Genomic DNA, 22033 nt, shown 5'->3' with positions numbered 1-22033 from the left:
GACACGACGGACCGGCAACGTACAGCACCACACCGACCACAGCGTGAGGACAAGGCGATGAACGCCCAGACACAGACCGGCCGCGACGCGTTGTCGGCGATAGAGCGACTGACCCGAAGAGTGGCCGACTTTCCCGCTCCCGGCATCCAATTCAAGGATCTCTCGCCGGTTCTCGCCGACGCTGCCGGTCTGCGGGCGGTGATCGCCGGTCTCGCCGGTTTCGCCGGCGACGAGATCGACCTGGTGGCGGGAATCGACGCCCGCGGATTCCTGTTGGGGTCAGGTGTGGCGTTGCATCTCGGCAAGGGCGTGCTGGCCATCCGCAAGGCAGGGAAGCTGCCACCACCGGTCTACACCGAGGCGTACACCCTCGAATACGGGACGGCCTGTCTCGAGATCCCCGCCGACGGACTGGACCTGAGGGGGGTGCGGGTGCTCGTGGTCGACGATGTCCTGGCGACCGGCGGGACGGTCGTCGCTGCAGTGAAACTCCTGCGGCAGGCGGGCGCCGTGCCGGTGGCCGTCGCGGTGGTGATGGAACTCGGCGAACTCGACGGTCGCGCGGCGATAGCGGCGGCCTGCGGCGACATCGACGTCGCGGCGCTCGCGCCGGGGTAGCTCGGAGCCATCACGCGTACAACGAGATCAGGCGACTAGGGTTGATCGATATCGTCTGTGATCTCGGATCGAACGGTGGTTTCGATCGGACAGCGGGCGATGTTCACATCAGGAGGTGGTGAGATGGCAGAAGAGACTCCCGGAGCTCTCACGCAGACCTCGGGCGGCGAGTTGAACGACGCCGCCGCTTCACCACAGGCGGTGGGTGAGCCCGGCAAGAGCGCCATCGGTCCGGTCCCGACATCGGCTTCCCGCCGGGTGCGGGCCCGACTGGCGCGACGTATGACTGCGACCAAGAGCTCCATTCGGCCGGTGCTGGAACCACTTGTCGCCCTGCACCGTGACGGCTATCCGAAAGCCGATGTCACCGTCCTGCAGCGTGCCTACGACACCGCTGAGTCGAAGCACAGTGGGCAGTTCCGCAAATCCGGCGATCCGTACATCACCCATCCGCTGGCCGTGGCGACGATCCTCGCCGATCTCGGGATGGACACCACCACGCTGGTCGCGGCACTGTTGCACGACACGGTCGAGGACACCGGCTACTCCCTGGAGGCGTTGTCCGAGGATTTCGGGCAGGAAGTCGCGCATCTGGTCGACGGTGTTACCAAGCTGGACAAGGTCGCGCTCGGGAATGCTGCGGAGGCCGAGACGATCCGCAAGATGATCATCGCGATGGCACGGGACCCGAGGGTGCTGGTCATCAAGGTTGCCGACCGACTGCACAACATGCGCACCATGCGCTTCCTGCCGCCCGAGAAGCAGGCGCGTAAAGCGCGCGAGACCCTGGAGGTCATCGCGCCGCTGGCGCACCGGCTCGGTATGGCAACGGTCAAGTGGGAACTCGAAGATCTCGCGTTCGCCATCCTGCACCCCAAGCGGTACGAGGAGATCGTCCGTCTGGTTGCTGACCGGGCGCCCTCGCGCGACACCTATCTGGCTCGGGTACGCGCCGATATCGTCAATGCGCTCACCGGTTCCCGGATCGACGCGACGGTCGAAGGCCGGCCGAAACACTATTGGTCGATCTACCAGAAGATGATCGTCAAAGGCCGCGAGTTCGACGACATCCATGACCTGGTCGGCATGCGCATCCTGTGCGACGACCTCCGCGACTGCTACGCCGCGGTGGGTGTGGTCCATTCGCTGTGGCAGCCGATGGCAGGCCGCTTCAAGGACTACATCGCACAGCCGAGATTCGGGGTCTACCAGTCCCTGCACACGACCGTCATCGGGCCGGAAGGCAAACCGCTCGAGGTCCAGATCCGTACCCGCGACATGCACCGCACCGCCGAGTTCGGCATCGCTGCGCATTGGCGGTACAAGGAGACAAAGGGTAAGCACAGCTCCGATTCGGCCGAGATCGACGACATGGCCTGGATGCGGCAACTGCTGGACTGGCAGAGGGAGGCCGCCGATCCCGGTGAGTTCCTGGAGTCGTTGCGCTACGACCTGGCGGTCAAGGAGATCTTCGTGTTCACGCCGAAGGGTGACGTGATCACGCTGCCGACCGGATCGACACCGGTGGACTTCGCCTACGCGGTGCACACCGAGGTCGGTCACCGATGCATCGGCGCTCGTGTCAACGGCCGTCTCGTGGCGCTCGAACGCACCCTCGAAAACGGCGAGGTCGTGGAAGTGTTCACGTCCAAGGCCGCCACAGCCGGACCATCCCGAGACTGGGCCACCTTCGTGGTCAGCCCGCGGGCCAAGGCCAAGATCAGACAGTGGTTCGCCAAGGAACGTCGCGAGGAAGCACTCGAGAGCGGTAAGGATGCGATCGCCAAAGAGGTTCGCAGAGGCGGTCTACCGATCCAGCGGTTGCTCAACAGCGACTCGATGGGCGCCATCGCGAACGAACTGAGGTTCGTGGACGTCTCGGCGCTCTACACGGCGGTCGGTGAGGGTCACGTGTCGGCGCGTCACGTCGTGAGCCGACTGGTGGCTCAACTCGGAGGGCTCGAGGACGCCGAGGAAGAACTCGCCGAGCGGTCGACGCCGTCGACGATGCCGTCTCCGGCTCGGCAGACCGGCGATGCGGGCGTGGTGATCCCCGGCGCCGACGGCGTGCTGGCGAAACTGGCCAAGTGCTGCACTCCTGTACCCGGGGACGAGATCATGGGCTTCGTCACCCGCGGGGGCGGTGTGAGCGTGCACCGCACCGATTGCACCAATGCCAGTGCACTCCGCGAACAGTCCGAACGGCTCATCGAGGTGAAATGGGCGCCGTCGCCGTCGTCGGTGTTCCTCGTGGCCATTCAGGTCGAAGCGCTCGATCGGTCGCGACTGCTCTCAGATGTGACCAGAGTGTTGGCCGACGAGCGCGTCAACATCCTGTCGGCCTCGGTGACCACAAGTCGCGACCGCGTGGCGATCAGCAAGTTCACCTTCGAGATGGGCGATCCGAAACATCTCGGCCATGTGCTGAACGTGGTTCGCAACGTCGAGGGCGTCTACGACGTCTACCGCGTCACCTCGGCCGCCTAGCACTGGCGGCGGCCGAGGGGCACGTTCAATTCGTGATGGTGGCGGTGGTGATCTCCACCGGCAGAACCGGTTTGCCGTCGGTGGGGTTCTCGTCGAGCGATCCGGTCTGCTGATTCGGACGCAGTCCCGGCGTGATCCCGCCCGCGAGCACCTTGTCGAGGACCTGCAGCCCTGGCTCTTCGACCGTGCCGATGACCGTGTAGTCCGCAGGCAGGACGCCGTCCTGGATCACCATGAAGAACTGGCTGCCACCGGTGCCGGCTCCGGTGTCCTGGTTCTTGCCGCTGTTGGCGACGGCGATGGTGCCGCGAGGGTAGGTCACCGGTTGCGCACCGGATGTCGGATCGGGCTGACCGGCGGGTGCGAAACCGGTGGGTGGCTCATCAGGACTCTGCCAGCCCGGTCCGCCGCGACCCGTCGCAGTCGGGTCGCCGCACTGCAGCACCTTGAGCTGATCGTTGGTCAGCCGGTGGCACGAGGTGTCGTTGAAGTAGTTCTCTTTGATGAGGCCTTCGAATGCTCCGACGTTGCAGGGAGCGTCCTTCCGGTTCAACTGCACCGGGATGTCGCCCTGGCTGGTCGCGAAGACCGCGTCGATCGTGCCCTCTTTGAGTTGCTTGTCCCCGGGAATGGGCGCTTTGCGTTGGTTGGGCGCACCCGCCTTGAGCTCATCGAGGAACTGCTGGAACTTGGGCTGCTGATCGGCGGGCACCTCGGCAGGAACGGTGTCCGGCAGGCCCGCGAACGGATCCGCCGGATCCTCGACAAAGGTGCAGGCGGCCCAGCGAGCCTTCTCGTTGTCGTCGGCGACCTTCTTCACGATGAGTGTCGTGGCCACCGCGGCGACGGCCACCACCAAGACCACCGACGTGGAGATGATGATGATCTTGCGCTTGCGCGCAGCCTGCTGCTGCCGCTCCAACCGCTTCTCCAGCTTGCGTTTCGCAGCCAGCCGTCGTTGCTCGTTGCTCGACACCGCAGAGATCCTCCGTCAAAAGTCGTCATGTACTCGCGTCGCCCCGGGACAGGGCACCGGTGCGAGTCTGCCAGCAGTTGCTGAGAGCACGTTATATGAGTGTGGTGCGGGCGCGCCGCCGTGCACGCCCCGGCCGGGGCAAAAGCGTTTTACCGTCGCTGGGATGATGGTCGTACACGTTCCCCCGACCCAGGAGTACAGACCATGCTGATCACGGGCTTTCCCGCGGGCATGTTCGCCACCAACTGCTATGTGGTGGCGCAGCACCCCGGTTCCGATGCGATCATCATCGATCCAGGTCAAGATGCAGCCCCGGGCGTTCGCAAGCTGCTGGCGGAACATGATTTGAACCCGGTGGCGGTACTACTCACGCACGGGCACCTCGACCACACCTGGAATGCCACCGAATTGTGCGACGAATTCGGGATACCGGCATTCATCCATCCGGCTGACAGGCACATGCTCGCCGATCCGGCTGCCGGGATCGGTCGAGCGCTCGGAGCGATGATCGGCGACACCGTGTTCCGCGAACCCGACAAGGTGATCGATCTCGTCGACCGTGAAGACCTCGAGGTCGCCGGCCTGAAGTTCTCGGTTGATCTCGCGCCCGGGCACACGCAGGGGTCGGTGCTGTTCGGGATATCGGTCGACAGCCCGGACGGTCAGGTGCCGGTCTGTTTCTCCGGCGACGTCTTGTTCGCGGGATCGATCGGTCGAACCGACCTCCCCGGGGGCGATCACCAGCAATTGCTCGACTCGATCGCCGAGCGGATGCTGCCGTTGGCCGACGAGACCGTCGTGCTGCCGGGGCACGGAGAGCAGACCAGCATCGGCCAGGAGCGTGCCGCCAATCCCTTTTTGGTCGATCTGCCCGGTGCCGGGCAGGATGGGACGACAAACGATCGTCAGAAGGGACGTCACGGATTGTGAACGCCGGATTTCAGGCTCCGCGGGGGATTCCCGACTACCTCCCACCGCAGTCCGCGCAATTCGTGGCTGTCCGCGACACGTTGTCGCGGGCAGCACGGCTGGCCGGCTACTCGCACGTCGAACTGCCGATCTTCGAGGACACCGCACTGTTCGCACGCGGTGTCGGTGAATCCACCGACGTCGTGTCGAAAGAGATGTACACCTTCGCCGATCGCGGCGACCGGTCGGTGACGCTGCGTCCTGAGGGGACCGCAGGCGTGATGCGGGCTGTGATCCAACACGGTCTCGACCGGGGGCAATTGCCGGTCAAGCTGTCGTACGCAGGGCCGTTCTTCCGATACGAGAAACCCCAGACCGGCCGTTACCGTCAACTGCAGCAGGTGGGCGTCGAGGCGATCGGCATCGACGATCCAGCGCTGGACGCCGAGGTCATCGCGATCGCCGACGAAGGATTCCGCGCACTGGGTCTGACGGGGTTTCGCCTCGAGATCACCTCGCTCGGTGACGACACGTGCCGTCCGCAATATCGAGAAGCGCTGCAGCAGTTCCTCTTCGGCCTCGATCTCGATGAGGACACCAGGCGTCGTGCCGAGATCAACCCACTGCGGGTGCTCGACGACAAGCGGCCCCACATCCGGGAGGCCACAGCAGGTGCGCCGTTGATGATCGACTATCTGTCCGACTCCGCGCGCGAGCACTACGACGCGGTCATCGGTCATCTCGATCGCCTCGGTGTTCCGTACGAGAAGAACCCGCGACTGGTGCGGGGACTCGACTATTACACGAAGACCACGTTCGAGTTCGTCCATGACGGGCTCGGCGCGCAGTCCGGTATCGGCGGCGGCGGCCGCTACGACGGACTGATGAAGCAGCTGGGCGGCAAACTCGAGTTGTCGGGCATCGGCTACGGACTCGGGGTCGACCGCACGGTGCTGGCATTGGAGGCCGAAGGCATCGCCGCGGCCGGTGATGCGCGTTGCGAAGTCTTCGGGGTACCGATGGGGGACGCGGCGAAGAGCGAGTTGGTCGCTGTCGCAGGACGACTGCGCGCCGGCGGCGTTCGCGTCGACATCGCCTACGGAGGGCGCGGACTCAAGGGTGCGATGAAGGCCGCCGACCGATCCGGCGCAAGGTTCGCACTGGTGCTCGGAGACAACGAGATCGACGCTGGTGAGGTCGAGGTGAAGGATCTCGCCAATGGCGAGCAGCGGCGAGTCAAACTCGACGACGTCGTGACACACATCAGTACGCAGTTGGCGTCCGCTACATGAACCGGCGGATCCGGTTGTGGTGGTCCGCATTCGCGCTGAGTGTGGTGATCATGGCCGGATCCGTGGCCTGTACGTTCACGGTCAGCGGTGATCCCACCCCGGCTCCACACACGGGCCGGACCTGGGGGAGTCAGGCCCACACCCCGACGTTCCCGGTCGCAGAGAACCCACCCGAGTAGCGGATGGGTGGGCCGGGCAAGAATGTCGGCCGATCAGCCCAACTCGGCCTGTAGGACATCGAGGCTGACGCCGCCGAGGGCCAGCGCCTTGTTGTGAAAATCTTTGAGCGAGTGGGTCGGATTGGTGCGGGCATAGGTGGTGCGGGCCTGCTGCCACACCCGCTGGCCGAGCGCGTAGGACGGCGCCTGTCCGGGCCAACCGAGATAGCGGTTGAGTTCGAATCTGAGCACGGTGCGGTCCATCGCGACTGCTGCCGCGAGGAAGGCCCAGGCCTTTTCGGCGTCCCAGATACCGCCCCCGACCGATCTCGGTGCCTGCAGGCCGCAATGGACGCCGATGTCGACGACCACCCGGGCGGCTCGAAGACGTTGTGAATCGAGCATTCCCATGCGGTCACCGGCATCGTCGAGCCAGCCCAGTTCGCCCATGAGCCGCTCGGCGTACAGCGCCCAACCCTCGCCGTGGCCGGACGTGAACGAGGCCAGCTTTCGCCATCGATTCAACTCGGGGCTGACCATCGCCGAACCGAGTTGCAGGTGATGGCCGGGTACGCCTTCGTGGAAAACCGTGGTCGTTTCCTGCCAGGTGTGGAAGACGTTCTGCTGCTGGGGAACCGACCACCACATCCGACCGGGTCGTGAGAGGTTCTCGCTGGGCATCGTGTAGTAGATGATCCCCGTCGCAGACGGTGCGAGCCGGCATTCGAGCGCGGTCAGTTCCGCGGGGATGTCGAAGTGAACCGCCCCGACTTCCGCGGTCGCGCGGTCGGAGAGGTCCTGCATCCAGGCGACGAACGCGTTGCGATCCGTCATCTGATAGCGCGGGTCGGCGTTCAGGGCTGCCAGCGCCCCGGCGATCCCTTCTCCGGGAGCGATCTGCTCGGCCAGCATTTCCTGCTCTGCCACAATCGATTCGAGGAGGTCCAGTCCCCAGGCGTAGGCATCGTCGACGTCGATGTCCGTACCGACGAACTCGGCAGAGTGCAGTTGGTAGCGATCTCTGCCGACGGCGTCGACATCCGTGGTCCGGGGGAGCACCTCCTCACGCAACACCGCCGCAAGGGTTGTCATCGCAGTTCCCACCCGGCCGCGGAGATCGTCGAGGAGATCAACCTGATCGGTGGACTCGATGGCGGACGCGTTGCTGAAGATCGACGCAGTCGCGGTGTCGGCCTGCTCGGCAACGAGGCCCACCTGTCGGCTGGTGAGCGGTGGACCGGATTCGAGGCGGTATCGCAAGCCCGAGATGATCGAATCGACGCTGCCCGGGATCTGCGCGAGCCTGGCGAGGAAGATGTCCTGCTCGGCGGCGGTGGAGGTCGGCATCAGGTCGAAGACGTCGCGGACCGACTGCAGCGGTGATTCGATGACGTTGACCTCGCCGAGACGCAAACCCGCATCGTCGATGGCGAGCGACCTACGAAGTTGATCGCTCATGGTCGCCACCGTCACGCGATCGACGTCATCTGCAGCCGGCTCGCCCGCCAACGCTGCGAGCGCGTCACCACGAGCCGTTGCCCGATCGGCCTCGCCGGCGGGGGAGAAGTCGGTCAGCAGATGATCGTGGCCGGTCACGCCGAGGTGCGTGGCCTCGATGGGGTTCAGAGCGCAGGAACGCTCGAGATATCCGTCGGCGATGTGGTCGACCCCGGTGGCCGCGCGCGTCACAGGTTCCCCGCAGCGAAGGTGTCGCAGGAGTTCGGGTCACCCGCGCCGTAGCCGACGTTGAACCAGCGCACCCGTTGATCGGACGAGCCGTGCGTCCAGCCCTCTGGGTTCGAGCTGTCACCCTGTATTGCGTCGTCGCCGATCGCCTTGGCCGTCTGGATGACGTCGTTGATCTGTTGCTGGGTCAGTGGTTCGAGCATCGCGTCAGGACCTTTGTCCGCGTGAAAGGCCCAGACCCCGGCGAGGCAGTCGGCCTGCAGTTCGATGCGCACCGATCCCGAGGTCGGGCCCGCAGCACCCATTCGTTGACCCTTTTGCAGCGCCCCGGTCAGGTATTCGATGTGGTGGCCGTACTCGTGCGCCACGACATACTCCTGTGCCAAGGGGCCGTCGCCACCGCCGAGGCGATCGGTGAGAACGTCGAAGAACGACGGATCGAAATAGGCGGTCTGATCACCGGGGCAGTAGAAGGGGCCGACGTCCGAGGTGGCCGGCCCGCACGCGGTGTCGACGTTTCCTTCGAAGATCTTGGTCTGCGGGGGCTCGTAGCCGGGCATGATGTCGGCCCACACGGCGTCGAGGCTGTTCGTGGTCGCCACGATCCGACAGACCGTGTCCTCATTGGCTTGCTCGATGGTGCAGCTCTTGATCTGCTCGTCTATCGCCGACTGATCCTGCGACGACGTCGACGAACTCGTACTGTCGCTACCGAGTCCCAGCACTCCGGGATCGAAGCCGAACAGTGCGGCCACGATGACGATGATGAGACCGGCACCGCCGCCGACGGCAAGTTTGCCGCGACCCCCGCCGCCGCCGGAAACGTTGCTCGTGTCGAGTGGTCCGCCACCTCGGAATGTCATTCGACCAGCATCCCATGAGCAGGGGCATTCTCGGCCGAATGTCGTCGCCGTAGGATGTTGCACGATACGACTTCAGTCAGCTTCGAGAGGAACACTGTGCTGCGCACCCATTTCGCCGGATCACTGCGAGCCGAGAACGCCGGGCAAACGGTGACGTTGACCGGCTGGGTGTCGCGCCGACGCGACCACGGCGGGGTCATCTTCATCGACCTGCGAGACAGCTCCGGACTTGCGCAGGTGGTTTTCCGAGACGAGGCCGTCGCCACGCCGGCGCACCGACTGCGCGCCGAATACTGCGTCCAGGTCACCGGTCTGGTCGAGCAGCGCCCCGCGGGCAGCGAGAACGCGAACCTGCAGTCGGGTGACATCGAGATCAACGCCACCGAACTCGTCGTCCTCAACGAGTCGGCTCCGCTGCCGTTCCAGCTCGACGAGAACCCAGGGGAAGAGGCCCGACTCAAATACCGCTATCTCGACCTGCGCCGCGAAGGCCCGGGGAATGCGCTGCGCCTGCGGTCGAAGGTCAACCAGGCCGCTCGCAACGTCTTGCTCGGCCACGATTTCATCGAGATCGAGACACCGACACTCACGCGTTCGACCCCGGAAGGCGCCCGCGACTTCCTGGTGCCCGCACGACTGCAGCCCGGCACGTTCTACGCATTGCCGCAGAGCCCGCAGCTGTTCAAGCAGCTGCTGATGGTGGCCGGGATGGAGCGCTACTTCCAGATCGCACGCTGTTACCGCGACGAGGATTTCCGTGCCGACCGCCAGCCGGAGTTCACCCAGCTCGACGTCGAGATGAGTTTCGTCGAGCAGGACGACGTCATCGCGGTCGCCGAGGAGATCCTGACCGCCCTGTGGAAGCTGATCGGAGTCGACATCACGACCCCGATCCCGCGGATCACCTACGCCGACGCGATGCGCCGATTCGGTAGCGACAAGCCCGATCTGCGATTCGGGCTCGAACTCGTCGAATGCGCGGAGTACTTCAAAGACACCCCGTTCCGGGTCTTCCAGGCACCCTACGTCGGCGCAGTGGTGATGCCCGGTGGGGCCGGCCAGCCGCGTCGGCAGCTCGACGCATGGCAGGAATGGGCGAAGCAGCGCGGCGCCAAGGGTCTCGCCTATGTTCTTGTGCAAGAGGATGGTTCGCTCGGTGGCCCCGTCGCCAAGAACCTCTCCGAGGCCGAGCGCGCGGGCCTGGTCGCACACGTCGGCGCCGAGCCGGGGGACTGTGTGTTCTTCGCGGCAGGCCCGGCGAAGGCCCAGCGTGCACTCCTCGGCGCAGCTCGCGGTGAGATCGCGCAACGCCTCGGACTGATCAAAGAAGGCGATTGGGCCTTCACCTGGGTAGTTGACGCCCCACTGTTCGAACCGGCCGACGACGCGACAGCCAGCGGCGACGTGGCGGTGGGGTCGGGAGCGTGGACCGCGGTTCACCACGCCTTCACCTCACCGAAGCCGGAATCGCTCGACGTGCTCGAGTCGGACCCGGGATCAGCGCTCGCCTACGCATACGACATCGTCTGCAACGGCAACGAGATCGGCGGTGGATCCATTCGTATCCACAAGCGTGAGGTCCAGGAGCTCGTCTTCAAGATCATGGGCATCAGCACCGAGGAGGCCCAGGAGAAGTTCGGGTTCCTCCTCGATGCATTCGCATTCGGTGCGCCCCCGCACGGCGGTATCGCATTCGGCTGGGACCGCATCACCGCGCTGCTCGCCGGGCAGCCCTCGATCCGCGACGTGATCGCCTTCCCGAAGTCCGGCGGCGGTGTCGATCCGCTGACCGACGCTCCGGCAGCGATCACCCCGGCCCAGCGCAAAGAATCCGGGATCGACGCCAAACCACCCGCCCCGAAACAGGCTGCCGCGGCGCCGCAGAGCTGACGCAAAGGGGAAACCACGCCCCAAGCAGGGCAGCACGATACATAATCAGGCGTGCTGCATCTGCGAATCATCAGTTCGGACAGTCGGTCTGATGAAGTCGTCTCAGCGCTGCGGGACGCGGTCGGTGTCACGCACGTGACCAGGGTGCCGGGCGCTGCGCTCGAACCGGTTGGCGACCTCATAGAGGCCGATGTCACGCGGGAAGCGGCGAATGAGGTGCTCAAAGCGCTGCGCGCCATGGAGATACCCGCCGAGGGCGCCATAGTCGTCGAATTGCTCGACACCGTGCTGTCGAACGCTGCCGAGCAGGCAGAACGCGATGCCCCTGGCGGTCCGAGCGATGCGGTCGTGTGGGATGAGCTGCTCGAGCACACGAACGAGGAAGCGACTCTGAGCGTCACGTTCCTGGCTTTTCTCTGTCTTGCCTGCCTGCTCGCCGCGGTCGGTGTGGTGACGGATTCTCCCGTCACCGTCGTCGGCGGGATGGTGGTCGGGCCCGAGTTCGGACCGCTGGCGGGGATTGCCGTTGCAATCGTTCGACGTCGCTTCGAACTGGCGCGGCGGTCGGTGCTGGCGCTTGCTGTCGGATTTCCGCTGGCCATGGTGGTGACCGGCATGGGCGCCCAAATGGCGGAGCGTCTCGGCTGGATCGAGATGACGGACGTGACGACCGCAGATCAACTCGACTTAATCTATCAGGTCGGCCCGTTCTCACTCGTGGTCGCACTGCTGGCAGGCGCCGCGGGGATGTTGTCGATCGTCTCGTCGAAGTCGGCCGCGTTGGTGGGGGTGTTCATCTCGGTCACCACCGTTCCCGCAGCCGGATACGCCGTCATCGCGGCGACGCTCGGACAATGGCGGGTGGCCGCGGAATCGGCCGGGCAGCTGGTGATCAACCTCGTCGGCATCGTGGTCGCCGGCATCGCGGTGCTGTTGATCCACCGGGCACACAGCCGTCGCACCACCCGGAAGGTGGCGTCGACCAAGCACTAGCGCACAAACCCAGGTCGTCCAGGCACACCCAGCTGTTGCAGTACCTGGATGTGCCTGGACGACCTGGGTTTGCAGGTTTCAACGGCCTGCGCGATCAGTGAGCCCGGCGTCATCGCCGAAGTTGTGATCAACTTGCAGCCAGGGTTTTTACCGGCGCATGGAGGTATCGGTCGTTGACCATCAAGGTGGCACTCGAACACCGGACCACGTACAACTTCGACAGGTTGACGAAGGTCTATCCACATGTTCTGCGGCTGCGTCCGGCACCGCATTCACGCACACCCATCGAGGCCTACTCGCTGAAGGTGGAACCGGCTGATCACTTCATCAACTGGCAGCAGGACGCGTTCAGCAACTACCTTGCGCGGCTGGTGTTCCCGGAGCCCACCAATGTCCTGAGTTTCATCATCGGCCTGGTCGCCGATCTGACATCGATCAATCCATTCGACTTCTTCATCGAAGAGTTCGCCGAACACGTCGGGTTCGCCTACCCCGAGGAGTTGCGCCGCGACCTTGAGGTCTACCTCCGACCGGTGGATTCGGCGGGCGACGATCCGCTCGTGAGCAAATGGGTGGAGGATCACCGGGTCACCGGCAAGACCCGGATCATCGACTACCTGGTGGCGCTCAACAGTGCCGTTCGCGACGACGTCCGCTACACGGTGCGACTCGAAGCGGGCGTCCAGGAGCCCGAGTTCACCCTCGACAGTGGGATCGGCTCGTGCCGAGACTCGGCCTGGCTCCTCGTGGCGATCCTCCGCAGGCTGGGGTTGGCCGCGCGTTTCGTCTCCGGGTATCTGGTCCAGCTGACCTCCGACATCAAGTCGATCGACGGCCCATCCGGTCCCGATGCCGACTTCACCGACCTGCACGCATGGACCGAGGTGTATCTACCCGGCGCCGGATGGGTGGGGATGGACCCCACGTCAGGTCTGTTCGCGGGTGAGGGTCACATCCCGCTGGCCGCGACACCGCATCCCGGCGCAGCTGCCCCGATCACCGGTGCCACCGGCAAATGCCATGCTGTGATGGACTTCTCGAACGAGGTCACCCGGTTCCACGAGGACCCGCGTGTGACGTTGCCGTACACCGGTGACCAGTGGGGCAAGATCGTGAATCTCGGCACCGATCTCGATGCCCGGATGGTCGCCAGCGATGTCAGGCTGACGGTGGGCGGAGAACCGACCTTTGTCTCGCTCGACAACCAGGTCGATCCCGAGTGGACCACCGCGGCCGACGGACCACACAAGCGGTCACTGGCCTCCGACCTCACCGATCGACTCAAGAAGATCTACGCGCCTTCTGGTGTGGTGCAGCGGGGGCAGGGCAAGTGGTATCCCGGTGAGCCGTTGCCGCGCTGGCAGATCGATCTGATCTGGCGTGCGGACGGCAAGGCTCTGTGGAACGACCCCGACCTGCTGGACGACCCGTGGCCGACGAAGGCCGCTGCGCAGACGACCATCGACTGGCAGTCGCCGGGCGGACTGGGTCCGGCCGATCCGACGACGGCGAAGGCGCCCAAGGCGTTCATCGAATCGCTGGCTCGCCGGCTGCGGCTGCCCGATTCGCAAGTGATCCCGGCGTACGAGGATCCGCTGCTGAGGTTGGCCGAGCTCGTTCGGCTACCGGTCGGCGTACCGCCGGACAAAGAAGCGGATGCGACCGCGGCCGTCGAGAAGGACATCGACCCCGAGACCGATACCGATGACCGGCGCCGGCAATTGCTGGCCGAACTCGATTCATCGGTGAGCACACCGACGGCCTACCTGCTGCCGATCAGCCGGGCCCCGCGCGGTACGGGCTGGGTCAGCTCCCTGTGGCGTACCCGACGCGGACGTCTTGTCCTGAGTCCGGGCAACTCACCCGCCGGGTTGCGGTTGCCGCTCAGCGCTCTCTTCTGGGAGGGGCAACCGCAGTTCTTCCACGCCGATCCCACTGCATTCGACATCGAGCCGTTGCCAGATCTGACCGCGATGGCGGATTTCCCGCCGCCGCCCGAAGCGATCGACGTGGCTGCGCAGGAATCGGACGAACCGGATGCGGCCGCACCCGAGGCACCGCCGACCGGGATGGCAGGGGAGCCCTTGCCGCGCCCGCGTCCCGGCACATCCCTGACACCTCACGGCACGCACGGCGACGGCGAGCCGCTGTGGATAACCCCGGAGATGCAGATCGAACGGGCTGCGGCGGCGCAGGCCGCACGCGAAGCGGAGGACGCTGCCACCGACGAGGCCGCCGGGGCGCAGCCGAGCCATGTCGAGCAGGGCCTTGTCGAGCCGAGCGGGCGTGCTGTGACCGCGCTGGTCGCAGAAGAACGCGGCGGTGTGCTCTATGTGTTCCTGCCCCCGACCGAGACCGGCGACGACTTCGCCGAGATGCTCAATCTGGTCGAGCGCAGCGCAGCGGAGATCGGAAAACCCGTCGTGGTGGAGGGGTACGGCCCGCCTGCGGATCCGCGGCTGACGTCGATGACGGTCACGCCCGATCCCGGCGTGATCGAAGTGAACATCCAGCCGACCGCGTCGTTCACCGAGCAATCGAAGCTCCTCGAGACGCTGTACGACCAGGCGCGCCGGGTACGCCTGGGCACCGAGTCGTTCGACATCGACGGCAGTCACGGCGGCACCGGTGGTGGTAACCACATCACGCTGGGCGGCATCCGTCCGTCCGAGTCGCCGATGCTGCGACGTCCGGACCTGCTCGTCTCCATGCTCACCTACTGGCAGCTCCATCCGTCGCTGTCCTATTTGTTCTCCGGACGATTCATCGGGACCACCTCGCAGGCTCCCCGCGCCGACGAGGGACGCGAGAGCGCCCTGTACGAACTCGAGGTCGCGTTCGCCGAGATCGACCGGATCACCGAGGAGATCCAGGCAGGCGCCACCGGATATCACCTGCCGTGGGTCACCGACCGAGCATTACGGCACCTGCTCACCGATATCACCGGCAACACGCACCGGGCCGAGTTCTGCATCGACAAGCTGTACAGCCCCGACTCCACCCGCGGCAGACTCGGATTACTGGAACTGCGCGGTTTCGAGATGCCGCCTCACCACCAGATGGCCATGGTGCAGTCGCTGCTGGTCCGCAGTCTCGTCTCGTGGTTCTGGGACGACCCGTACCGGGCTCGACTGCAACGTCACGGCGCTGACCTGCACGGACGGCACCTGCTGCCGCACTATGTGATCGATGACATCGCGCACGTGGCCGAGGACCTCCGGGAGGCCGGATACGACTTCGACACCGCCTGGCTGGCGCCGTTCACCGAGTTCCGCTTCCCGCGGCTGGGAACAGTGCACATCCGCGACGTCGAGATCGAGTTGCGCGGCGCGATCGAGCCCTGGAACGTCCTCGGCGAGGAATCGACCGCCGGCGGTACCTCGCGCTACGTGGATTCCTCGATCGAGCGGGTGCAGGTGCGCGTGCTCGGCGGTGACCACAATCGGTTCATCCTCACCTGCAATGGGGTCCCCGTCCCGCTGACGGGTACCGGCAGGGCGGGGGAGTCGGTCGCAGGTATCAGGTTCCGGGCGTGGCAGCCCCCGAGCGCGCTCCACCCGACGATCACCATCGACACCCCGCTCGTATTCGATCTCGTGGACACCCACAACGGTCGTTCGGTCGGAGGCGCGAAGTACCACGTCGTCCACCCCGGGGGCCGGGCTTATGAGCGTCCGCCCGTCAACGCGGTGGAGGCAGAGTCCCGTCGCAACGGGCGGTTCGAGGCCTCCGGGCACCGTGCAGACGCCGTCGACACCGCGAAGCTGCGCGAATTCGCAGCTCGTCTCGCGACCGACTCCGGCGTACCGATGATTCTCGACATGCGGCGAGCACGTACAGTCCTTCGGTGACATTGCCCAGGGTTGAACCCGCCGGAATCCTGGACCGATATCGGTCTGACCGGCACGGATTGTTCGATCTTGCCTCCATGCCGGGGCGCCCGGACGCGACGTCGGCCGCCGGCACGACCACGGCGCCGACCGGTACCTTCGACGAATTGCTCGACGGGGCCGGGGCACTGCGTGGCCAGTGGGCCGAACTGATCGACGGTTACGAACGCCTCGGCGATGACGGCCTCCGCCAGGCCGACCGTCGAGTGCGGACGCTCGTCGACGACGACGGGATCACCTACAACGCTCCGGCGGGTGCTGGAACGCAGCAACGTCGATGGCAACTCGACTGCGTTCCGCTCCTGGTCGACGGTGCCCGCTGGCAGGAGTTGGAGAAGGGGATCGCGCAGCGCGCCCGCGTCCTCGACGCGCTGCTCTCGGACATCTACTCCGATCAGCGGACCATCACGGCGGGTGTGCTCCCGCCGGAGATGGTCTATGGACATCCGGGATACATCCGGAAGGCCGCGCGTTTTCCGCAGACCCAGCCCCACAGCCTGTTCCTGCACGCCTGTGACATCGGTCGCGCTGCCGATGGCGAACATCTCGTCTTCGCCGACCGGGCACAGGCGCCGTCCGGCATCGGTTACGCGATCGCTGATCGCCGACTCATGTCGCGCGCGTTCCCGCGTCTGTTCCAACGCTGCGTTCCGCGTCCCACGGCGGCGTTCGCCGCCACCCTGCGGCTCGCGCTGTTCGAGTACGCACCGCAGGGCATCGAAGACCCCACCGTGGCGGTGCTGACCCCGGGTTCGTTATCGGAAACCGCGTTCGACCAGGCCTACCTCGCCTCCATCCTCGGGTTCCCGTTGGTGGAGGCAGCCGACCTGGTGGTCCGTGACGGGGCCGTCTACATGCGTTCGCTCGGCAAGTTCAAACGCCTGGACGTCATCCTGCGCCGCGTGGACTCCAGCTACTCGGACCCGCTCGATCTGCGAACCGATTCCCGGCTCGGTGTCACCGGGCTCGTGGAGGCGATCTCGCGAGGTGCGGTCACGGTACTGAACACCCTCGGTAGTGCAGTGGTGGAGAACCCGGCCCTGAACACGGTGCTCGCGGCCGCCGGCCGGTATCTCCTCGACGAAGACCTGCTGCTGAACTCGGTCGAAACCTACTGGGCGGGCGACGATCTCCAGCGATCGAAGTTGCTGGCCGAGCTGTCGGACATGACCGTGACAAACTTCCGGACAGGCGAGGAGACCCTGGGGCCGATGCTGTCCGCGGGGGACAGCTCTGCCCTCGCCGCACAGATCGAATCGGAACCATGGCAGTGGGTCGGTCGACGCCTGACCCCGTTCTCGGTGGCACCGTCGACCACCCCGGGACCGTTTCGGCAGTCGGTGCTCGGCTCTCCGCTACGTGCCGCACCAGTGGGTATCCGGGCGTTCAGCGTCGCGCAAGGGTCCGGCTATGCGGTGATGCCGGGCGGTCTCGGCCACGTGCTCGCCGACGGTCCCGCCGGGTCGGCGATGACGTCGATCGCGGGCAAGGACGTCTGGGTGACGACGGTGGAGCCGGCCGGCACGCAGTCCCGGGTACCCGATTCACCGGACCGGCCGGTGCGGGACGCGACGATCGCTGTCAGCCCCGGCGCATCAGCGGCGACACGTCGCGGAACCGATGCCGCGGTGGTCAGCTCGCCCCGCGTGCTGTCGGATCTGTTCTGGTTCGGACGCTACGGTGAGCGCGCCGAACTGACGACGCGGATGGTCAGGGTGGCGCGTGAGCGCTACGAGGACTACCGGTACCGACCCTGGATGACGGGGACGGCGTCGATCCCGTTGTTCCTGGCCGCCGTCGCCACGAGCACCGGCACGGGCGGGATCGTCAGAGGTGCCAAGAACATCGGCGATGTCTCAGGGGAGGGCGCACCCGAGCCGGATGAGGTGGAGGCCGCGACACTTCGCCTACACGCCATGACCAGCGCCCGCCGGTCACCGGGTTCGGTGGCATTCGCGGTGGACCGGATGCAGCAACTCGCGCGGGCGGTGCGAGATCAGCTCTCGACCAGCACCTGGATGGTCTTGGGTGCGGTCGACCGCGCACTCACCGAACTCGGACCGCAACCGGCCCTCGACATCGCAGCCGACGAATTGGATCTCGACGGCTCGGGTCTGGGCCGGGCCCAGGACGACATCCTGCACGGGCTGCTCGCACTGGCCGGACTGCAGGCCGAATCGATGGTCCACGACGCCGGCTGGCTGTTCATGGACATCGGCCGCCGGATAGAGCGAGCACAGATGCTGGCCTCTCTCACCGCTGCGGTCCTGGTGACGCAGCGCGACGCGGACACCGAACAGGGTTTGCTGGAGGCGTATCTGGTGGCCAACGAGTCGGCGATCATCTATCGGCGGCGTAACCGCGGAATCGTCCGGCTGGGTTCGGTCGCCGCGTTGATGCTGTTCGACGAGGGCAACCCGAGAGCGATGATCTATCAGTTGGCCACATTGCGGGATGACCTCACGTCGTTGCCCACCGACGTCCGTTCCGCAGCCGCCGAGCGAGTCGTCGAAGACCTGGTCTCCGAATTGCGCCGCGTTGACCCGGTCGACCTCGCGGCCATCGGTTCCGGCGGCAGGAGGGTCGAACTCGACGAACTCATGCGCACGCTGAACTCCGGCCTCCGGGAGATCTCGGACGTGTTGGGTCGCACTCGGTTCGCCTACCCGGTGGAGATGCAGCCCCTGTGGGGCGCAGGCTCGGAGGTGCAGCTGTGAACCTGCAGAGCGGTGGATCGCAACAGTCCGTGTCCCGTCGCTATCGAGTGACCCACCGCACCCGGTACGACTACGACAACGTGGTGTCGAGTTCCTACGGGCGCGCGTACCTGCAGCCCCGAGACCTGCCGGGGCAGCGGGTGCTGACCAGCGCGGTCGAGATCGACCCCGAACCATCCGACCGGTCGACCGGAGTCGACATCTACGGCAACCACGACAGTTATTTCCATGTTCGTACACCGCACCGCCGGCTGGAGGTCACGGGCACGTCCTTGGTCGAGGTCGATCCGATCGACCAGAGACTGCTCGACACGCCGACGGCACAGGGGCCGTGGGAAGCCGCCCGGCCGCTCGGTTCGGCGTCCGCACGGGCGGTCGAGTTCCGGCTGGATCTGTTCCCCCCGGAGATCAGCCCCGCCGTGCACGAGTACGCCGCGACGATCTTCATCCCCGGCGCGCCTTTGATCGACGTGGTGATCGAGCTGACCCGGCGCATCTTCCGCGACTTCACCTATCGATCGGGCTCGACCGAGATCAGCACCCGGGTCGCCACGGTCCTGGACCGTCGAGAAGGGGTCTGTCAGGATTTCGCCCGCGTCGCGATCGCGTGTCTGCGTTCGCAGGGGCTGGCCGCCCGGTACGTCTCCGGGTACCTCGCCACCGACCCGCCGCCTGGCAAAGAACGCATCTTCGGCGCCGATGCATCCCACGCCTGGGCCGCGGTATGGCTACCGGGCGACCGGTGGATCGCATTCGACCCCACGAACGACACCCTGGTCGGCGAACGGCACGTCACGGTCGCCTGGGGGCGCGACTACGAGGATGTACCTCCACTCCGGGGGGTGATCTACACCGAATCCCGTAAGAGCAAAATCGAAGTGTCGGTGGATGTCTCCCCAGATCCCTGACACGAGTTGCCTTATCGGCTATGGTTCGCGGCCCGGTTCGGTAGGTTGTAGGGGATGACTGTTCTAGCCGATAGCCACATCACCGGCGCGGTGCAGGCAGCCGAGCGGCTTCTCGCCGCTCGCGCCGGCTCCCCGGTGTCTTTAGCCGACCCGCAAGACCTTGGTGGGAGCGGACGCACCGAAGTCGTTCGGGTGCGTGTAGCGCAGAACCCGTTCTCCGGCGACCGCACCCTGGTTATCAAGGTGCTCGGCGACGGCGACGCCGTGTCGGGCGAGGCCTTCATCCGTGAGGTCGCCTCCTACAAGTACGCAACGGCGCTACCGACGGAATCACGGCCTGGACCTGCACTGATCGCTTTCGATCTGCGTGCCCGGGTGTTGGTGCTCAGCGACCTCGGCGACGGCAAATCCATGACCGAACTGCTCGGCAGCAACGATGTGGTGGCCACCTTCAACGCCGTCAGCGCGTGGGGGCAGGCACTGGGCCGTATGCATGCCGCGACGGTCGGCGGCGAGAACGACTTTGCGGCGCTGCTCCGGCAGGGCGCCGAGGGCATCGCGGTCGATGCGCTCCGAGCCCAGTTCGATGCTGCGGTTCGTGCTGCTCCGCGGGTGATCGCGGACGTGTTCGGTCTCACCGTCGACCCCGAGGTACTCGACGCTCTGGGAAAGGCAGGCGAACTCTTCCGGGAAGGCGAACATCGCGCGTTCAGCCCGTCCGATGTCGGCCCGGAGAACATCCTGATCAACGACGAGGGTGTGCAGTTCATGGACTACGAGTGGGGCGGATTCCGAGACGCCTCCCTCGACATCGCCTACGCGCTCGTGACATTCACCCCATGGCTGTCCGGCGACAGCGGTGCGCGTCGCGTGGATCTCGAGACCTCGATGATCGATGCATGGCGTTCCGAGGTCCAGGGCATCTGGCCTGCGCTGGGTTCGGACCGCGAACTCGCCCGCAAAACGGTGCTGGCGCGGCTGGCATGGGTGTGGTTGTCGACGATGTGGATGCTCCCGGTGGACGAGTCCGACGTCGGTCGCACGGACGAGCCGCACGGGCTGGCGCTGAGCACCTCCGATCCCCGCGTGATCGTCGACCGCTGGGCAGGTCTCGCCGACGCCGCCCGCCGGGCGGATGCACCGGGACTCGCCGGGTTCGCAGACACCGTCGGTCAGGCGCTCGACTCTTCCTGGCTGCACTGATCACCACCTGCGATGACTGACGACCAGGGCGGCCTGTTCGCCGCCCCCGAGGCCCCGCCCGCCACGATCACTGCCGGACTACCGCGGCCGACCGCTGGTGCACCGCTCGCCGTGCGGATGCGGCCGGCAACGCTCGAAGAGATTGTCGGGCAGGAGCATCTGCTCGAGTCCGGATCGCCGCTACGGCGATTGATCGACGGTTCGGGTGCGGCGTCGGTGCTGCTGTTCGGACCTCCCGGAACCGGCAAGACGACGATGGCAGCCCTGATCTCCGCAGCTGCCGGTGGTCGCTTCGAAGCGCTTTCGGCGCTGTCTTCGGGGGTCAAAGAGGTGCGGGCCGTGATCGACGCGGCCCGGCGTCGGCTGATCTCCGGCACGCAGACGGTGCTGTTCATCGACGAGGTCCATCGCTTCTCCAAGACGCAGCAGGATGCGTTGCTGGATGCGGTGGAGAACCGGATCGTGCTGCTGGTGGCAGCGACCACGGAGAATCCTTCGTTCTCGGTGGTCGCCCCGTTGTTGTCGCGATCGCTGGTGTTGCAGTTGAGATCGCTCGGCGGACCGGACATCCGAAAGCTGTTGATACGCGCCGCTGCAGACCCACGTGGGCTTGCGGGCGCCGTGACCATCGACGACGACGCGCTCGATCATCTGGAAAAGATCTCGGCGGGCGACGCGCGGCGAGGACTGACCGCGCTCGAAGCGGCCGCCGACGCTGCGTTGTCCGACGCGAACACCCGCGACGGGGAGGCCGTGGCGGTCACCCCCGTGGCGGTCACCCTCAGCCACGTCGAGTCCGCCGTCGACCGGGCCGCGGTGCGGTACGACCGCGACGGCGATCAGCACTACGACGTCATCAGTGCCTTCATCAAATCCATCCGCGGGTCCGATGTGGACGCAGCGCTGCACTATCTGGCCCGCATGATCAGCGCCGGCGAGGACCCCCGTTTCATCGCGCGTAGGCTCGTCGTCCACGCCAGTGAGGACATCGGGATGGCAGACCCGACCGCGTTGCAGACCGCAGCCGCCGCAGCGCAGGCCGTACAGCTGATCGGTATGCCCGAAGCGCGGCTGGCGCTGGCCCAGGCCACGATTCACCTTGCCACCGCGCCCAAATCGGCGGGTGTGGTCGCCGCGATCGGGGCGGCGGTCGCCGACGTGGAGGGCGGCAAGGCCGGAGCGGTCCCCGCCCATCTGCGCGACGGTCACTACGCGGGCGCAGCGAAACTCGGCAATGCGGTCGGGTACCGATACCCGCATGACGATCCCGGCGGTGTCGTGTCGCAGCAATACCCTCCGGATGAACTCGTCGGCGTCGACTACTACGTCCCGACCGACCACGGCCACGAACGGGAGATCGGCCCACGCCTCGGCCGGCTGCGCAACATCGTCCGCGGTCGGCGATGACGGGCGATGACCAACTCGGCGCGCTGATGCCAGTAG

The 22033-nt window shown here is 66.1% G+C and carries 15 protein-coding genes; 12 read left to right on the top strand and 3 right to left on the bottom strand.

All coding sequences use genetic code 11. The annotated features are described in order from the left end of the window. Positions 1-57 precede the first annotated feature (57 nt). Positions 58-618 carry an adenine phosphoribosyltransferase gene (locus DFR67_RS02280; RefSeq protein WP_110467753.1) on the top strand — a complete coding sequence of 187 codons (561 nt, stop codon included), beginning with the start codon at positions 58-60 and terminating at the stop codon, positions 616-618. Positions 619-741: 123 nt separating this feature from the next. Further along, positions 742-3105 carry a RelA/SpoT family protein gene (locus tag DFR67_RS02275; RefSeq protein ID WP_110467904.1) on the top strand — a complete coding sequence of 788 codons (2364 nt, stop codon included), beginning with the start codon at positions 742-744 and terminating at the stop codon, positions 3103-3105. A 25-nt stretch (positions 3106-3130) separates the two neighbouring features. Here the strand turns inward: DFR67_RS02275 and DFR67_RS02270 are convergent, their stop codons facing one another. Beyond that, positions 3131-4081: a peptidylprolyl isomerase gene (locus DFR67_RS02270; protein WP_110467752.1), complete on the bottom strand. Its 951-nt coding sequence runs from the start codon at positions 4079-4081 to the stop codon at positions 3131-3133. 204 nt (positions 4082-4285) lie between these two features. Between DFR67_RS02270 and DFR67_RS02265 the strand changes: the two genes are divergently transcribed. The 3 genes from DFR67_RS02265 to DFR67_RS02255 are packed head-to-tail and all read left to right on the top strand — an operon-like array spanning position 4286 to position 6461. Further along, a complete protein-coding gene (locus tag DFR67_RS02265; protein WP_110467751.1) occupies positions 4286-5011 on the top strand; it encodes an MBL fold metallo-hydrolase in 726 nt (241 codons plus the stop codon). Further along, complete coding sequence (hisS, locus tag DFR67_RS02260; protein WP_110467750.1) at positions 5008-6282, top strand: histidine--tRNA ligase; 1275 nt, start codon at positions 5008-5010, stop codon at positions 6280-6282. Before DFR67_RS02265 ends, hisS begins: the two co-directional genes overlap by 4 nt. Continuing rightward, positions 6279-6461, top strand: coding sequence for a hypothetical protein (locus DFR67_RS02255; RefSeq protein ID WP_110467749.1), 183 nt, complete (start codon positions 6279-6281; stop codon positions 6459-6461). Before hisS ends, DFR67_RS02255 begins: the two co-directional genes overlap by 4 nt. A gap of 33 nt (positions 6462-6494) precedes the next feature. Here the strand turns inward: DFR67_RS02255 and DFR67_RS02250 are convergent, their stop codons facing one another. Beyond that, positions 6495-8129 (bottom strand): DUF885 domain-containing protein, encoded by a 1635-nt coding sequence (locus DFR67_RS02250; protein WP_110467748.1) that lies wholly within the window; start codon positions 8127-8129, stop codon positions 6495-6497. After that, positions 8126-8989: a KPN_02809 family neutral zinc metallopeptidase gene (gene ypfJ / locus DFR67_RS02245; RefSeq protein ID WP_110467747.1), complete on the bottom strand. Its 864-nt coding sequence runs from the start codon at positions 8987-8989 to the stop codon at positions 8126-8128. The genes DFR67_RS02250 and ypfJ overlap by 4 nt, the downstream gene beginning before the upstream one ends. A gap of 96 nt (positions 8990-9085) precedes the next feature. Here ypfJ and aspS point away from each other — a divergent pair, with 96 nt between their 5' ends. The 7 genes from aspS to DFR67_RS02210 all read left to right on the top strand — a co-directional run bounded on the left by aspS (position 9086) and on the right by DFR67_RS02210 (position 21997). Next, positions 9086-10879, top strand: a complete 1794-nt coding sequence (aspS, locus tag DFR67_RS02240; protein ID WP_110467746.1) for an aspartate--tRNA ligase — start codon at positions 9086-9088, stop codon at positions 10877-10879. A 51-nt stretch (positions 10880-10930) separates the two neighbouring features. Beyond that, positions 10931-11872, top strand: coding sequence for a DUF389 domain-containing protein (locus tag DFR67_RS02235; protein ID WP_110467745.1), 942 nt, complete (start codon positions 10931-10933; stop codon positions 11870-11872). Between the two features lie 173 nt (positions 11873-12045). After that, positions 12046-15723, top strand: a complete 3678-nt coding sequence (locus DFR67_RS02230; protein ID WP_110467744.1) for a transglutaminase family protein — start codon at positions 12046-12048, stop codon at positions 15721-15723. A gap of 77 nt (positions 15724-15800) precedes the next feature. Further along, on the top strand, positions 15801-18479 hold the full coding sequence (locus tag DFR67_RS02225; protein ID WP_110467903.1) for a circularly permuted type 2 ATP-grasp protein: 2679 nt from the start codon (positions 15801-15803) through the stop codon (positions 18477-18479). Further along, positions 18476-19387 carry a transglutaminase family protein gene (locus DFR67_RS02220; RefSeq protein ID WP_110467902.1) on the top strand — a complete coding sequence of 304 codons (912 nt, stop codon included), beginning with the start codon at positions 18476-18478 and terminating at the stop codon, positions 19385-19387. The genes DFR67_RS02225 and DFR67_RS02220 overlap by 4 nt, the downstream gene beginning before the upstream one ends. A 54-nt stretch (positions 19388-19441) precedes the next feature. Continuing rightward, on the top strand, positions 19442-20590 hold the full coding sequence (locus tag DFR67_RS02215) for a hypothetical protein (protein ID WP_110467743.1): 1149 nt from the start codon (positions 19442-19444) through the stop codon (positions 20588-20590). Between the two features lie 12 nt (positions 20591-20602). After that, complete coding sequence (locus DFR67_RS02210) at positions 20603-21997, top strand: replication-associated recombination protein A (protein WP_110467742.1); 1395 nt, start codon at positions 20603-20605, stop codon at positions 21995-21997. The last annotated feature ends 36 nt before the right edge of the window (positions 21998-22033 follow it).

The organism is Williamsia limnetica, from assembly GCF_003217475.1.
Classification (GTDB): Bacteria; Actinomycetota; Actinomycetes; order Mycobacteriales; family Mycobacteriaceae; genus Williamsia; species Williamsia limnetica.
Note: the sequence above shows the minus strand (reverse complement) of the source record. Positions and strands in the feature narration are given on the sequence as shown.